Genomic DNA, 15,727 nt, shown 5'->3' with positions numbered 1-15,727 from the left:
TGCACGGCGGTGACGGGCCGGGTCAGTGACCGGCCCCGGCGTACAGGGCGGGGCGCGGGGCGAGGTCGACGGCCACCCTGGCGCCTGTCTCCGCCGCCCGGACGCCCGCCTCGGCGACGACGGAGGCGGCGTAGCCGTCCCAGGCGTCCGGACCGGTGACCTCGCCGCGCCGGGTCGCGTCCACCCAGGCCTGGAGCTCGCGGTCGTAGGCATCGGCGAAACGGACGAGATAGTCCTGCGCCACCTCCGCGCGGGCGCTGCCCCCGGCGGTGACCACCATGGCGCGCTCGTCGCCGATCCGGGCGCTGCCCGCCTCGCACACGGCCTCGCAGCGCACCTGGTAGCCGAAGCCGCAGTTGACGAAGACCTCGACGTCCACCAGGGCGCCCCGCTCGGTCTCGAAGAGCACGAACTGCGGGTCGAGCAGACCCTCGGGCGCGCCCGGGGACGGTGCGGGCCGCAGCACGGTGACCGCCGTCAGCTCCTGCCCGAGCAGCCAGCGGGCCGCGTCGATCTCGTGCGAGACGGAGCTGTTGATCAGCATCGCGCTGGTGAAGCCGGCGGGGGAGGAGACGTTGCGGTGGGTGCAGTGCAGCATCAGCGGTCTGCCCAGGCGCCCCCCGTCCAGCAGGGCCTTCAGCCGCCGGTACTCGGTGTCGTAGCGGCGCATGAAGCCGATCTGCGCCAGCCGGCGGCCGAGCCGCGCCTCGGCCTCCACGACCCGCAGCGCACCGGTGGAGTCCGGCACCATGGGTTTTTCGCACAGCACCGGCAGCCCGCGGGCGAAGGCGCCGAGGAGCGCCTCCTCGTGGGCCGGGCCGGGGGAGGCGACGAGGACCGCCTGTACGCCCGGCGCGTCGAGGGCGGCGATCGGATCCGGGTGCACCGTGACGCCGGTGAGGCCGGTCACCGCTTCGCGGGCCCGGGCGAGGTCGGGATCGGCCACGGCCGTCACCCTGGCTCCGCTGACCACCCGGTCGAGACGCCGTATGTGGTCGGCCCCCATGTGCCCGGCACCCAGTACCGCCACCCCCAGCAGGTCACCCATGCGCGCGCTTCCTCCCGGCGGTCGGTGGTTGTCGGGGTCACGCCGTAGCGTACGCCGGTGCCGGGGAAGTTCCGGTGGTGGCGGGGTTCTTCCGCGTCAGTACCGCAGTACGCCCGCGATGCCGTCCGCGTCGCCGAGGGTGCCGTCGGGGACGAAGCGGACGTCGGCGCCGGTCTCCAGGCAGCGCTCGACGATCTCGTCCACGATGTCCTCGCGGGCGTCGAGGTCCCCGGCCTCGGCCGGCACCAGATGGCCGCCCAGGTCGCGCACGGCCGCGCGGTAGTTCTCCTCCACGGCCAGCAGCCGGACCCGGCCCTCCCGGGCGCTCTGCCACAGCTCGTCCAGACCGGCGGCGAAGGTCCGGTGGCCGCGCGCCGCGGTGAGGTCCCGGACCACCGAGCCGGCGTCCTTGGCCGTCTCCGCCTCCAGCACCGGGCGGACGGCCTGCCACACGGCGTCGGGGCCGGCGTGGGCGAGCCCGCCGTGCCGCACGTGCACGGCGTTCCTGGCGACGCTGCCCACCTCGTCCAGCAGGGCGAGCGCCGCCTGGTCACCGGTGACGTACAGCGGGCGCGGCTGGACCCGCAGCACCGCGCCGAGCGAGGTGTCCGCCGTCCGCAGGAACTGGCGGGTGCCCTCGTCGCGGAAGGTGCTCGGCAGATCGCCGACGCGTTCCTGGCGTTCGGCGTCGAAGTTCCCCCGCGCGCGGGTCAGCGGGAAGCCGCCCGACCGGTCCTCGACGACCCGGTCCGCACCGCCGCTCCACAGGGTGGCCCGGTCCGCGGAGACGGACAGCACCCAGAAGGGCCGCTCGGCCGACTGCGCGGCGACCAGGTTGCGGGTGAGGAAGGTGTCCGAGAGCACCACCCGCTCGGGGACGGGGCGGGCCAGCGACCAGACCTGGTGCTCACCCGGCGCGGCGAAGATCACCAGGCCGTCCTCGGCGTGCGTCAGGTCCACCTCCGCCAGCGCGCGGTCGAGCTGCGCCACGACGTCGGCGCGCCGCTCCCGGGTGACGGCGGGATCGGACTCCAGACGCCGGCGTGCCTCGGTCACCACGTTGCGCAGCCGGACCGGGTCCTGGCCGCTCCCGCGTTCCCGGCGGTGCGTCGGGGTCAGCACGGAGACCGCCGGATAGGGGCGCGGGCGCCGCAGTTCGGACAGGGTCGCGGGACTCAGTGCGTGCTCCATGACAGAACGATAGGGCGGATTCACCTTTGCGGCATTCGGGGTGATCCGGGGCATGGGGGAAGCCGTCCGGGCCAGTCGGGGTGTTCGGCTGATTTCTGGCCGCGAAGCCGTAACGCGCCGGCCGCTTGGGGAAGTTTTTGCCTGTGGCCGGTTCCTGGCGGTCGCGGCCCGGTGGCACGCCCGTCCGCGGTTTTCGCGGAGGCAAAACCCGGCCGAAACCGTGGGGGCACGCGTGGGTGTCCTGTTACGGCCACGTTGACCGGGCCCCCGGTTCGGGCGGACGCTCGTCATATAGATGCTCGATACAACTGGTTTGCCGGTCCGTCCCCCGCGGCCAAAGAAGTCCAGGCCAGCAGGGAGACGACCGCCAGCCGGAGGCAGGAGGTAGCGCATGTGCGGCATCACCGGATGGGTCTCCTTCGACCGCGACCTGACCACCGAGGCCACCACATTGCATGCGATGACCGAGACGATGGCCTGCCGGGGCCCGGACGACCGCGGCACCTGGACCGAGGGCCCCGTCGCCCTGGGCCACCGCCGCCTCGCCATCATCGACCTCCCCGGCGGCCGCCAACCGATGACCCTGCGGACCCCCCAGGGGACCCTCGCCCTGGTCTACTCCGGAGAGGCGTACAACTTCACCGAACTGCGCCGTGAACTCCAGGACCGCGGCCACCGGTTCACCACCGACTCCGACACCGAGGTCGTCCTGCACGGCTATCTGGAGTGGGGCGACGCGGTCGCCGAACGGCTCAACGGCATGTACGCGTTCGCCGTCTGGGACGGCCGGCACGACAAGCTCGTGATGATCCGCGACCGCATGGGCATCAAGCCGTTCTACTACCACCCCACCGCCGACGGCGTCCTGTTCGGTTCCGAGCCCAAGGCCGTCCTCGCCAACCCGCTGGCCCGCCGCCGCGTCACCCTGGACGGCCTGCGTGAACTGTTCGTCATGGTCAAGACGCCGGGACACGCCATCTGGGACGGCATGCGCGAGGTGGAGCCCGGCACCGTCGTGACCGTGGACCGCTCCGGGCTGTCCACCCGCGTGTACTGGCGGCTGGAGACCCGCCCGCACACCGACGACCGCGACACCACCGTCGCCGGGGTGCGCTCGCTCCTCGACGACATCGTGCGCCGGCAGCTGGTCGCCGACGTGCCGCGCTGCACCCTGCTCTCCGGCGGTCTGGACTCCTCCGCCATGACCGCGATCGCCGCCCGCCAGCTCGGTGAGCAGGGCGAGAAGGTGCGCAGCTTCGCCGTCGACTTCGTCGGCCAGACCGACCACTTCGTCGCCGACGAACTGCGCGGCACCCCCGACACGCCCTTCGTGCACGACGTGGCCCGCCTCGCCGGCACCGACCACCAGGACATCGTCCTGGACGCCCAGTCCCTCGCCGACCCGGCCGTGCGCGAGCAGGTCATCCGGGCCCGCGACCTGCCGGCCGGCCTCGGCGACATGGACGCCTCGCTGCTGCTGCTCTTCCGCGCCATCCGGGAGAAGTCCACGGTGGCCCTGTCCGGCGAGTCCGCCGACGAGGTCTTCGGCGGCTACCTCCAGTTCTTCGACGAGGAGGCGCGCCGCGCCGACACCTTCCCGTGGCTGGCCACCATGGGCCGCCACTTCGGTGAGGACGCCGACGTGCTGCGCGCCGACCTCACCACGTCCCTGGACCTCAAGGGCTATGTCGACGACGGATACCGCACCGCCGTCGCCGGCGTCGACCGGCTGGAGGGCGAGAGCGACTTCGAGTACCGCATGCGGCAGATCAGCCACCTCCACCTGACCCGCTTCGTGCGCATCCTGCTCGACCGCAAGGACCGGATGAGCATGGCCGTCGGCCTGGAGGTCCGGGTGCCGTTCTGCGACCACCGGCTGGTCGAGTACGTGTACAACGCCCCGTGGGCGCTGAAGTCCTTCGACGGCAGGGAGAAGAGCCTGCTGCGGGAGGCGACGGCGGACGTCCTGCCGCGCTCGGTGTACGAGCGCGTGAAGAGCCCGTACCCGTCCACCCAGGACCCGCGGTACGCCCGCGCCCTCCAGGAACAGGCCAAGGACCTGCTCACCCGGCCCTCCCACCCGGTCTTCGACCTGGTCGACCGGGACCGGGTCCGCAAGGCCGCCGACCACGACGCACCGGTCAGCACCCAGGCGGCCCGGCGCGGTCTGGAACGCACCCTGGACCTGGCGCAGTGGCTGGACCTGTACACGCCCGAGCTGGTGCTCAGCTGAGCCCGATGGCACGGTCGGCGGCCGCCGCCGACCGCTGCCACCACGTCGTCACCGGCTCCCACACGAGGACCCGGGGTCCGGTGCCGAGCCGGTCGGCGCCGAACTCCCGCCCGGCTTGCGCGGCGGACGCCGCGACGGTGACCGTGTCCACCCGGCGGGCCTCGGGGTCCGCCGGGTCGGCGATGGTCCGCACGTCGGCGTAGGCCGTGCCGCCCGGTGCGAGCCGGCAGGTACCGGTGCCGCCCTCCGGCACCGGCAGCGCGGCCCCGTCCAGGTCCCCGAAGGTCACCGTGGGCACGCGGTCGACGAGGCAGGCGCGGGTGCCGCGGTTGGTGACGTCGACCCGCAGTACGGCCGGGGTGCCGGCCACGGCCTTCGCCCGTACGGTCAGCGTCCTCCGGGCGCAGCGCTCGGGCCGGTCGGGGCCCGTGCCGGCCCTGCCGTGCGGTGCGGCGGGCAGCTCGTCTCCCGTGACGGCCCTGCCCTGCGGTGCGGCGGACCGGAGGTGGCCCGCGGCGGCCTGGCTGTGCGGTGCGGTCAGCAGCAGGGCCGCCACGGCGGCCGAGGCGGCGGGTACGGTGACGGCGGCGCGGATGCGCATGACGGTGCCCCCTGTGTGGTCGTGTCCCGGATACGGCGGCCGAAGCACGCCTGCCCGGTGTGACGGCCGGGACGGTCCCGAGGTTGCCCCGGCGCGCCTCTGTCACCCGTTCGCGCCGGACCCGTCACCGGCCGGCGGTGATCCCGGTCCCGGTCTCCCCGGCCCCGTCCGCCGGACAGGAACTGCCGCTCGGGGGCAGCGAGCCGTAGAGCAGGAAGTCGTTGATCTTGCCGTGCACGCACCGGGAGGACACGTACCCGGTGTGGCCCTCGCCCTTGCTGTCGAGCACCACGGCCGCCGGGCCGAGCCGCCGGGCCGTCTCCTCGGTCCACTGGTACGGCGTCGCCGGGTCGCCGCGCGTGCCGACCAGCAGCATCTTCGCCGAGTGCACGTCCCGGACCCGGTCCCGGATGAAGTCGGTACCCTTTGGCCGGCCGTAGCACAGCAGCAGCTGGGTGAGCCGGTAGCGGCCGAAGACCGGCGAGGCCCGGTCGTACGCGGCCCGCAGGTCCTTCAGGTCCCGGGTGATCCGCGCCGCGGTGGGCCGGTCGGGGTCGTCCGCGCAGTTGATCGCCATCAGGGCGGCCGGCAGATTGTCCATGGGGACGTCCTCGGCGTCGGTCAGCCCGCCGTCCGTGCGGAGCCGGCCGCGGGGTCCGCCGATGCCGCCGGACGAGAAGGCCAGGACGCGCCGGGTGTCACCGTCCTCGATCAGCGAGGCCAGGGCGCGCTCCAGCGAGGGCCACAGCTCCTTGCCGTACAGAGCCTGCCCGACGGCCCCGACCAGGTCCTGGCCGGTGAACGAGCCGCCGAAGTCCGTGGGCACCGGGTTCCGGTCGAGCGAGCGCACCAGCCGGACCACCTCGTCCCCCGCCGCCCGCCGGTCCTGGCCGAACGGGCAGGCCAGATCCGTCGTGCACCAGTCCAGGAAGTCGTCCAGCGCGGTCTGCTGGCCCTCGGCGCCCGCCAGGCCCTGCTCGGACAGCGGCTCGGTCAGCGTGTCCACGCCGTCGAGCGCGATCCGGCCGACCTTGTCCGGGAACTGCGCCGCGTACACCGAGCCGAGCCGGGTGCCGTAGGAGAAGCCGAGGTAGTTGAGCTTCTTGTCGCCGAGTGCCTGGCGGATGACATCCAGATCGCGGGAGGCGTTCACGGTGCCGATGTGGGGCAGCACCGGACCGGAGTGCCGGGCGCACCGGTCGGCGGCCTCGCGCAACTGCCGCAGCAGCGCCCCGGGCCGGCCGAGGCCGGCGTCCTCCACGGTCATGGAGAAGGCTCCCTCGCCGTCCCCGCCGCAGCTGACGGGGGAGGACCGGCCGACACCGCGCGGATCGAAGGTGACCACGTCGTAGCCATTGGTCAGGTCCATGAACCGGCGGCCGTCGGCGGCCAGCTCGGGAATGCCGGCACCGCCGGGGCCGCCGAAGTTCAGCAGCACCGAGCCCCGTGAGTGCCCGGTGGCGCGGTAACGGGCCAGCGCCACGTCCAGGGTGCCCGCGCGTGGCCGCGCGTAGTCGAGGGGGACGGTGACCTTGCCGCACTGGAGGTCGTCCGGCATGTCCGGCCCGGCACAGGCCTGCCACGCCACCTTCTGCCGGTAGAACCGGGACAGGTCCGGCTGCGGCCGGTCGGCGGCAGCCGCGGGCAGCCCCGCGCCGAGCAGCGCCAGGGCGAGGGCCGAGGCACCCGCGCAGCGCCGCACCGCGGGCCGTGTGGACAGCTTGGCCAGCATCGTTCGCCTCCCGGAGCGCCCGCCACGGACCGGACCGACGCCTCGGATCACCATAGGCGCGCCCCGGACGGCCCGCCTCCGGACGAGCGGGGCGGCGACCACCGCCGTACGCTGCGCGCGCACACTCCCCGGCGATCACCGAACCGCTTCGCACGCGGTGCGACAACAGCGGCACTCGATGGGGTGAAAGGCCGATAAGACACGACTCGGATGGTTCGTCTGCGTTTTCCTGAGGGGCGGGCGAGGTGCCCGCACGACGTCCGGAAGGCGGGGAACCATGAGACGGACCACCCGAAACGGTGTGTTCGCCGTCGTCGCCGTGTCCGGCGCGATGGCCGCGGCGCTGCCGGTGTCCGCCGCCTTCGCGGACGACGGGGCCGGCGCCCGGGGCGCCGCGGCCGGTTCGCCCGGACCGGTCTCCGGCAACATCGTCCGGCTCCCGGTGGACGTGCCGGTGAACGTGCGCGGCAACACCGTGAACGTGGTGGGACTGCTCAACCCCGCGGCAACGCCTACGCGAACGAGGCGGCCGGGGCGCGGGCGGGGTCGGCCGCGTCCGGCGGAGCGTCCGCGCGGGGCGCGGCCACCGGCTCGCCCGGTGTGATCTCCGGCAACAGGGTCCAGCTTCCCGTCCGTCTGCCGGTCAACATCAGCGGCGACACTGTCGACGTGGCCGGTGTGGGCAATCCGGCCCAGGGCAACCAGTCCGTCGACGGCCCCGGCGACCGGCCCCTCCCGCACACCCCGGCCCCGCACCACCGCACCCCGAAGCCTCCGGCCACGCCCCGGGCGCACCACCCCGCCCCGCACACCGCGCGTCCGGTGACCTCCCGCCTGGCGCACACGGGCGCGGACCTGACGGCCCCGGCCGTCGCCGGCAGCGCCGCGCTCCTCCTCACCGGCGCGGTCCTGTACCGCCGCTTCCGACCGGGCCGCAGCGGCTGACCCACCGCGCCCAGGCCTGACCCCGCATGCGGTACCGCCGCGCGCCCACGGCCCCGCCGGCCCCGGCCCGGCGGGGCCGGCGGGGCCGGCGGGGCCGGCCGGTGACCGGACTTCCGCGGCGGGGGGGCGTCGGGCGGACGCCGTCCCGCCGAAGCGGCTCTGAAGCACGCCGCACTCCTCGGGCAGGGCCAGTACGTGCTCCGGGTCCGTACAGCGCCGCTCCACTCACGGGCTCGCGTGCGGCGGTGCGCCGCCGTAGGGGGCGCCCCGCGGCGACGGCCCGGCCGCACCCCCACCCGTGCGGCTTTCCTGGCCTCCGGCGGCAGGACGGCCAGGGACAGGGAGGGCTCGCGGCGACGGCCCGGCCGGAGTCCTCGGCCCACGGGTTGCGCCTCGCAGGCAGAAGGGACGGGTTCGACCCGTACCCGGTGGCCGGGCCGAACTCCCCTCCCCGCTCAGCGGGATGGCGTCGCGTCGGCTGATCTTCCCGTGGCGCGGCCCTCATCGCTCCGCAAGGATGCTGTGCGGCAGTCCCCCGACGGATACGGAGCGCACCCATGACCTTCGCGGCCCCCCACGACCTCGTCGTCACGCAGGCCACCCTCGCCGACTGGCCGGTGATCAGCGGATGGGCGGCGGCGGAGGGCTGGAATCCCGGCCTGTCCGACGGACCCGCGTTCTTCGCCCAGGACCCCGACGGCTTCTTCCTCGGCCGGATCGACGGCGAGCCGGTGTCGGCCGTCTCCGTCGTCACGTACGGCCCCGCCTACGCCTTCCTCGGCTGCTACCTGGTCCGTCCCGACCTGCGCGGCCACGGACACGGCCTCACCACCTGGAAGACCGCCCTGGCCCATGCCGGCGACCGGACCGTCGGCCTGGACGGAGTCGTCGCCCAGCAGGACAACTACCGCCAGTCCGGCTTCGAACTCGCCTACCGGACCATCCGGTTCACCGGCGCCGCGCCCGCCGGCGAGGCACCCGCCGGTGTCCGCCCCGCCACCCCCGCCGACCTGGTCGCGCTCACCGCCTACGACGGCGCCTGCTGTCCGGCGGACCGCCCGCGGTTCCTCGCCGCATGGCTCACCACACCCGGCCACCGCGCCGTCGTGCGGGAGGACGGCGGGCGCCTCACCGGCTACGGCGTGATCCGCCCCGGTCACGACACCCTGCGCGTCGGCCCGCTCTTCGCCGACACCGCCGACGACGCCCGGGCCCTCTTCGCCGCTCTGACCGCCGGCGTCGGCGGCCGGGAGGTCGCGCTCGACGTGCCCGAGCCGAACACGGCCGGTGCCGCCCTCGCCGAGGAGGCGGGACTGCGCCCCTCGTTCGAGACCGCCCGCATGTACACCGGGCCGGTCCGTCACCACGCTCAGGAGCGCGTCTTCGGCGTGGCCACCCTCGAACTCGGCTGAGCCGCGCGGCGGTCGGCGGTCCGGCCTCGGGGACGACCGGACCGGCCCGCCTCCCGCCGTCCGCCCGGCCGGTAAATCCGTTGCCGGGTCCTGCCTCTCGTGCTGGGGTGCACCGCATGGACCACACCGCTGTGCTCGCCCTGTACGACCGAGAGATGCGCGAGAACGCCAGCCCCGACGGGCCCGGGGCCCGGATCGAGCGCGCCGGTGCCGTCGTGCGCCAGGTCGCCGACGCGCACGGGTGGAACGGCGTGCTCTGGTCCGCGCTCGACGCGGCGGGCGCCGGCCGGGCGATCCGCGACCAGATCGCCCACTTCACCGGCCTGGGCCTGGACTTCGAGTGGAAGGCCTACGGCCACGACGAGCCGGCGGACCTCGGCGACCGGCTCCTCGCCGCCGGATTCAGGGCCGAGCCGGCGGAGACGCTGATGATCGCCGAGGTGGCCGGGCCGATGCCGGCCGCCGAGCCTCCGGCCGGGATCCGCGTGGTGCGGGTCACCGATGCGGCCGGTGTGGACCTCGTCGTGGACGTCCACGAGCGGGCCTTCGGTACCGACGGCACCAGGCTGCGGCACCGGCTGCGCGCGCGGCTGGCCGCCGACCCCGGCGCGGTCGTGGCCGTGGTCGCGCTGGCCGGGGCGGAGCCCGTCAGCGCCGCCCGCGTGGAACTGGTGCCCGGCACCCGGTTCGCCGGGCTGTGGGGCGGCGGCACCGTCGAGGCCTGGCGGGGCCGGGGCGTCTACCGGGCGCTGGTCGCCCATCGGGCCCGCGTCGCCGCCGCCCACGGATACCGCTACCTCCAGGTCGACGCCTCAGCCATGAGCCGCCCCATCCTGGCACGCCTCGGCTTCCACGCGCTGAGCACCACGACGCCCTACCTCCACGCGGCCTGACCACCGCCGGGGAGACTTCCGGTGACGCCCCCATGCGGCCGCGGCGGGCGGACCACTGCGCTCCGGTCGTGGCGGGGCGCCTCTGTTCACCACGCCTTCATGCCATGTACCTTTCAATCAATCGACGCGTGGAGAAGTCTCAAGCACGCTCTACGCGCGAAGACCGCGCGCGTACCACCTCTCCCCACCCCACACGGAGGTTCGCCGGATGCCCGGAACCAGGAGTTCCCGCCGCAGACTCACCACCGCCCTGGCCGGCCTCGGGCTGCTCCTCGGCGGAGCCGCCCTCCAGCTCGGTACCGGCGCCCCCGCCCACGCGGCGGCCCCGCACCGCATCCTGTTCGACAACGCCCACGCCGAGACGGCCGGCAACGCCGACTGGATCGTCTCCACCAGCCAGCCCGACCCGCTCGGCCAGGACCCCTCCCCATCCGCCGAGACCGACTGGACCGGAGCGCTCTCCTCGTGGGGCGTCGCGCTGGAGAAGACGGGCGCCTACAGCCTGAAGACGCTGCCGCAGGGCTCCGCCCTCAGCTACGGCGGTACGTCCGCGACCGACCTGTCCAACGTCGACACGCTGGTCCTGCCGGAGCCGAACACACTGTTCACGAGCGCCGAGAAGACGGCGATCATGAATTTCGTGAAGAACGGCGGCGGTCTGTTCATGATCTCCGACCACACCGGAGCGGACCGCAACAACGACGGCGAGGACGCGGTCGAGATCCTCAACGACCTGATGACGAACAACGGCGTCGACTCCACCGACCCCTTCGGCTTCTCCATCGACTCGCTGAGCATCAGCTCCGACCACCCCGCCGCGATCAGCGACAGCACCGACCCGGTCCTGCACGGCCCGTTCGGCACCGTCACCAAGAGCCTGATCGCCAGCGGGACGACCGCCACGCTCAAGCCCGCCGACAACTCCGGTGTCAAGGGCCTGCTGTACCGCACGGGTTACTCCGGCAACACCGGCGCGTTCTTCGCCACCAGCACCTTCGGCAGCGGCCGGGTCGCGTTCTGGGGCGACAGTTCCCCGATCGACGACGGCACCGGCCAGTCCGGCAACACGCTGTACGACGGCTGGAACGACTCCGGTGCCACCGACGCGGCCCTCGCCCTGAACGCCACCGCGTGGCTGTCCGGCGCGAGCGGCGGCACCGGCGGCGGCTCGACGTCCTGCGCGGCCGCCCAGCTCCTCGGCAACAACGGCTTCGAGTCCGGCAGCACCGTGTGGAACGCCACGAGCGGCGTCATCACCGACGCCACCGGCGAGAAGGCCCGTTCGGGCTCGTACTACGCCTGGCTCGACGGCAACGGCACCGCCACCACCGACACGCTCGCCCAGTCGGTGGCCATCCCGTCCGGCTGCCCGGCCGCACTCGGCTTCTCCCTGCACGTCGACACCGCCGAGACCACCACCAGCACGGCCTACGACACCCTCAAGGTCCAGGTGGTGAACGGTTCCGGCACGGTCCTGGCCACCCTGGCGACCTATTCCAACCTCGACGCCGCGTCCGGGTACACCCAGCGCACCTTCGACCTCGGACGCTACGCCGGGCAGACCATCACCCTGAAGTTCACCGGCACCGAGGGCTCCAAGTACCAGACCTCGTTCGTCGTGGACGACACCGCGCTCCAGGTCGGCTGAGCCGGGGGCAGGGGCGCGTCAGGCGGCCGGCACCGTACGCTCCGGCGCGTTCCAGCCGGAGACCCGCACCCGTGGCGCCGACCCGTGGAGGTCGGCGGTCCGGTAGGTGGCCGTCAGGGTCAGCCGCTCGCCGGGCCACAGGCTGACCTCGTTGTCCGACCAGCGCACCGGCAGCACCGGCCGGCCCTGCGCGTCCACGAGATGGACGTCCGTGAACAGCGCCGGGGTCGTGCCGGTCCCTGCGTACCGCAGGGTCACCGTCGTGGTCGAGGTGTCCCGCGCCGACCGGGTGGCCGCCGTCGCCGTCACCGGCACCCGCGCCATCGAGGCGAGTCCACCGAGGTCGGCGTAGCCGGTGGTCGGGGTGTGGTACCAGTCGGTGTCGTCCCAGTCGAGGGTGTCCGGCCTGGTGGACAGCCAGTACACGTTCCGGCTCACCTCCCTGCCGCCGGCGTCGGTGAGCACCAGCCGGAGCAGGTGGGTGCGCGCCGGCCCGGTCACCGAGGGCGGCAGGGTGAGCGCGGTCGCGCGGGCCCCGCCGCCGTCGACGGCCGTCCCGGTGACGGTCCTGTCGTACCTGCGCGTGCCGTCGGGGTCGAAGAGGGCGGCCCGGACGGTGAGCCCGCGCTCCCGGGCGGCCCGGTTGTTCACCACGACGACCGAGCGGTCGTCGTAGGAGTACTGCACGTGCAGCGGTTCGTTGGCCTTCTTCGCCCCGAAGTAGGCGCCGTTCTGGTCGAGGTAGCGGTCCGTCAGCTGCCAGTGCAGGGAGGTCCAGCCGCTGTTGAACATCCAGTGCACGACCCCGGTGGCGGGCCGCTCGGTGTCCGTGGCGTTGCGCCCGTAGGCCTCGAACTGGGCGCGGACGTTCTCGTACTGGGCCAGCTGGGCCTTGCGGACGTAGTCGGTGAGGCTCGTCGGGGTGCCGTAGCGGCCGGCCAGGGCGTGGTCGTAGAGGGCCAGCGTGCCGAAGGTGGCGGACGGTGAGCGGTGGTACTGCCGGGCGTCCGGATCCCGCCAGAGGGTGTCGAGTTCGGCGGGTGTCAGCATCCGGCGCAGGGTGTCCAGGGTGGGGATGCTGGGGCCCGCGCTCGTCTCGGAGTTGAAGCCGGTGGCCCCGCCCTCGCGTTTGGCGTACCAGTAGCCGGGCGGCACCCAGTCGTACGGGCCGGTCATCTTCATGCCCGAACGGCCCAGCCGCGGGGTGGAGGCGTCGGAGGCGGCGGGGACCACGGGGGCGGTGAAGTCGGCGGCCCCCAGCGCGTCGAGGTACTCCCTCTCGATCGTCGCGTTCGGGGCGGAGTCGCTGCCGATCAGGAAGGACAGCACGCTGGGGTGGTCGCGCAGCCGGGCGGCCTCGGCGGCCATGGACGCCCTGGCGACGCGATGGTCGGCGTCGCTCCACTTCTTCCCCGACCCGCTGGGATTGACGTCGCCCTCCCACTTGTCGCAGCACTCCCAGCCCGGGAGGGTGAGGACGCCGTAGCGGTCGGCCAGGCCGAAGAACTCGTCGGGCTCCAGATGACCCTCCAGGCGGAGGGTGTTCAGGCCGAGGTCGACGGCGTACTTCAGCCGGTCCTCGACGTAGGCGCGGTCCCAGCGCAGGAACTCGTCCGGGGACCAGCCGCCGCCCCGGACCAGCAGCCTGCGGCCGTTGATCCGGTACTGCCGGGCGCCGTCCGCGTTCAGCGGTGCCCGTACGTCCCGGATGCCGAAGGTCTCATGGGCCGTGTCCGAGACCGTGCCGGCGACGGACGCGGTGAGGGTGAGGCCGTACAGCGGATGCCCGCCCATCCCGGCCGGCCACCACACCTTCGGCGCGGTGAGGCGCAGGCCCGGGGTGTCGTCGGGGGTGAAGGTGACGGTCTTCGTCTCGTGGGCGGCGAGCGGTACGCTCCGGGTGAACCGCGCGCCGGCGACGCTGCCGGAGATCTCGGCGGTCACCGGCGTGCCGGAGTCGTTGCGGGCCCGGGCCTTCACCGTCAGGCGGGCCGTGGCGAGCGACGGCACGGCCAGCTCCGTCATCACATGCGTGTCGCGCAGGGCCACCGGGCCGCTCCGGCGGACCAGGACGTCGCGGACGAGGCCCATGTTGCGGTCGGGCGGCGGCTGGAGCCAGTCGAGCCAGCCCATGGTGAGGTCGCGGTCGGGGTCGTTGGGCCGGACCCGGAAGGCGACCGTGTTCGTGCCGGACCTGACCAGCGCGGTGATGTCCAGTTCGTGGCGGGTGTAGGCGCCGGTGATCTCCGCGGCCCCGGCCACCCGGTGACCGTTCACATAGACGTCGGCCGCCGAGACGACCCCGCTGAAGTCCAGGAAGGTGCGCCGCGCGGTGTCCTCGACGGTGAAGTCGGAGCGGAACCACCAGGGCACCTCGAAGTCGGCCTTCGGGATCTTCTGCTGGGCGGTGGAGCGGAACGGGTCGGCGTACACGCCGTTCGCCAGCAGCGCGGCCAGCACCGTGGAGCGGGGGCCCGTCGGGTACCAGCCCGTCGTCGGGTAGCCGGGGGAGGAGACGGCCGCCGCGGAGTCGGTCACCCGCGCGGTCGACCGGACGGTGTAGCCGGCGAGGGGGGTGCTGGTGCCGGCGGCGGGCACGCGCGTGACTCGGGGGGACCGGTCGGGTTCCGCCGCGTCCCGAGGGCCGGCCCAGGCGCCGGCGGTGAGGGTGCCGGCCAGGACGAGCAGCGCGACGGCCTGGGGAAGCCGGCGGGCGGGACGAGGGAACACGGCGATCTCCAGCCTCGTAAAGTTAGGAAACTTTACAAACGCCGGTCACGCTAGAGCCGCCCCCGGACCGTGTCAACGACCCTCGCCGTCGTGGACGTTGAACGGGTCAGGTTCCGGCCGTCCGGCGCTCGAACACCAGGTTCCGGGCCGTGTCCAGGGCCGTGGCCACCGCGCCGAGCAGGACCGCGTCCGCGCCGAGCCGGCTCGGCGCTATTCGCGGGCGCAGCGGGGTGAGCGTGCGCAGCCGCTCGCGGACCGGCCGGAGCAGCAGGCCGGCGCTGTGACCGAGCCCGCCGCCGAGGACGACGAGGTCCGGGTCGAGCACGGCGGCGGCGGCCGCCACCGTGTGCGCGATCCGCTCGGCCTCCAGCTGCACGGCCCGCACGGCGGCCGGCTGCCCCTGCCGGGCCGCGTCGAACACGGCCTTCGCGGTCAGCCGGCCGCTCATCCCGAAGCGCCGGGCGGACTCCACGACCGCCACCCCCGCCACCGCGTCCTCCAGCCGCTCCGGCTTCCCCCGGCCGGCCCAGGGCAGGAAGCCGATCTCGCCGGCCAGCCCGTGCGCGCCGGCGAACAGCCGCCCCTCGCTGACGACACCCATGCCCAGACCGGTGCCGATCAGCAGGTACGCGAAGAGCCGGCTGCCCGCGCCGGCGCCGTACGCGTACTCGCCGAGCGCGGCCAGGTTGGCGTCGTTGTGCACTTCCAGCGGGACGCCCAGCTCCCCGTGGATCCGGTCCATGAGCCCGGCGCGCCCCCAGCCCGGCAGATGCGTCGCGTACCGGACCCGCCGGTGCCGCTCGTCGTACACGCCGGGCGTGCCGAGCACCCCGTGCGCCACCTCGGCCGGGTCCGCGCCCGACCGCTGGATCGCCCGGCGGGCGGTGTCCACCACCAGGGCGGCCAGGGCTGCGGAGGTACGAGCCGGATTGGGCACGTCGGTCCGTGCGACGACCGTGCCGTCCAGGTCGGCCACCGCCACGCGCAGCCGGCCCCGGCCTATGTCCACACCGAGCGCGTACCCGGCGGCCGGGTCGGGGGCGTACAGCACGGCGGTGCGGCCGCGCTCGGGGGTGTGCGTGCCGGCCTCGCGCACCAGGCCGGCCGACTCCAGCGAAGCCAGCGCGCTGGAGACGGTCGGCTTCGACAGGCCCGTGTCCCGGGCCAGTTGGGCACGCGAAGCGGCACCGAGGGCGCGCAGCCGGTCCAGGAGCAGCCGCTCGTTGGCGCTGCGCAGGCGCCGGCGGTTCCAGGGCTGTTCCTGCGGCTCCGTGACCTCGCTGGCGGGCATCGC

Annotated in this window: 10 protein-coding genes and 1 pseudogene; 5 read left to right on the top strand and 6 right to left on the bottom strand. The window is 74.2% G+C overall.

The window, feature by feature from the left end:
• Nucleotides 1-22 precede the first annotated feature (22 nt).
• On the bottom strand, nt 23-1,048 hold the full coding sequence (locus ACGFT1_RS01165; RefSeq protein ID WP_373906923.1) for a Gfo/Idh/MocA family protein: 1,026 nt from the start codon (nt 1,046-1,048) through the stop codon (nt 23-25).
• Nucleotides 1,049-1,144: 96 nt separating this feature from the next.
• The gene (locus ACGFT1_RS01160) at nt 1,145-2,239 is read right to left on the bottom strand and encodes a chemotaxis protein (protein WP_373906922.1); all 1,095 of its coding nucleotides are present in this window, start codon (nt 2,237-2,239) and stop codon (nt 1,145-1,147) included.
• Between the two features lie 391 nt (nt 2,240-2,630).
• On the opposite strand from ACGFT1_RS01160, the gene asnB reads away from it, so the two are divergent.
• A complete protein-coding gene (gene asnB / locus ACGFT1_RS01155; protein WP_373906921.1) occupies nt 2,631-4,472 on the top strand; it encodes an asparagine synthase (glutamine-hydrolyzing) in 1,842 nt (613 codons plus the stop codon).
• On the opposite strand, the gene ACGFT1_RS01150 is transcribed toward asnB, so the two are convergent.
• Nucleotides 4,465-5,073, bottom strand: coding sequence for a DUF4232 domain-containing protein (locus ACGFT1_RS01150; RefSeq protein ID WP_373906920.1), 609 nt, complete (start codon nt 5,071-5,073; stop codon nt 4,465-4,467). The genes asnB and ACGFT1_RS01150 overlap by 8 nt on opposite strands.
• A 124-nt stretch (nt 5,074-5,197) precedes the next feature.
• Nucleotides 5,198-6,805 carry an alpha/beta hydrolase gene (locus ACGFT1_RS01145; RefSeq protein ID WP_373906919.1) on the bottom strand — a complete coding sequence of 536 codons (1,608 nt, stop codon included), beginning with the start codon at nt 6,803-6,805 and terminating at the stop codon, nt 5,198-5,200.
• A 277-nt stretch (nt 6,806-7,082) separates the two neighbouring features.
• On the opposite strand from ACGFT1_RS01145, the pseudogene ACGFT1_RS01140 reads away from it, so the two are divergent.
• From ACGFT1_RS01140 to ACGFT1_RS01125, 4 genes and pseudogenes are all read left to right on the top strand, one after another.
• Nucleotides 7,083-7,750, top strand: a pseudogene (locus ACGFT1_RS01140) (chaplin).
• Between the two features lie 557 nt (nt 7,751-8,307).
• Entirely contained in the window at nt 8,308-9,162 is an 855-nt protein-coding gene (locus tag ACGFT1_RS01135) for a GNAT family N-acetyltransferase (protein ID WP_373906918.1), read from the top strand.
• 116 nt (nt 9,163-9,278) lie between these two features.
• Nucleotides 9,279-10,055 (top strand): GNAT family N-acetyltransferase, encoded by a 777-nt coding sequence (locus ACGFT1_RS01130; RefSeq protein WP_373906917.1) that lies wholly within the window; start codon nt 9,279-9,281, stop codon nt 10,053-10,055.
• A 208-nt stretch (nt 10,056-10,263) separates the two neighbouring features.
• Entirely contained in the window at nt 10,264-11,703 is a 1,440-nt protein-coding gene (locus ACGFT1_RS01125) for a hydrolase (RefSeq protein WP_373906916.1), read from the top strand.
• A gap of 18 nt (nt 11,704-11,721) precedes the next feature.
• Here the strand turns inward: ACGFT1_RS01125 and ACGFT1_RS01120 are convergent, their stop codons facing one another.
• Together ACGFT1_RS01120 and ACGFT1_RS01115 are read right to left on the bottom strand one after the other, a co-directional pair.
• Nucleotides 11,722-14,433 (bottom strand): exo-beta-D-glucosaminidase, encoded by a 2,712-nt coding sequence (locus ACGFT1_RS01120; protein ID WP_373906915.1) that lies wholly within the window; start codon nt 14,431-14,433, stop codon nt 11,722-11,724.
• Nucleotides 14,434-14,539: 106 nt separating this feature from the next.
• A complete protein-coding gene (locus ACGFT1_RS01115) occupies nt 14,540-15,724 on the bottom strand; it encodes an ROK family protein (RefSeq protein ID WP_373906914.1) in 1,185 nt (394 codons plus the stop codon).
• Nucleotides 15,725-15,727: the final 3 nt, after the last annotated feature.

It is taken from the genome of Streptomyces sp. Y20, assembly GCF_043195475.1.
Classification (GTDB): domain Bacteria; phylum Actinomycetota; class Actinomycetes; order Streptomycetales; family Streptomycetaceae; genus Streptomyces.
This window is presented reverse-complemented; position numbering and strand designations above follow the sequence as displayed.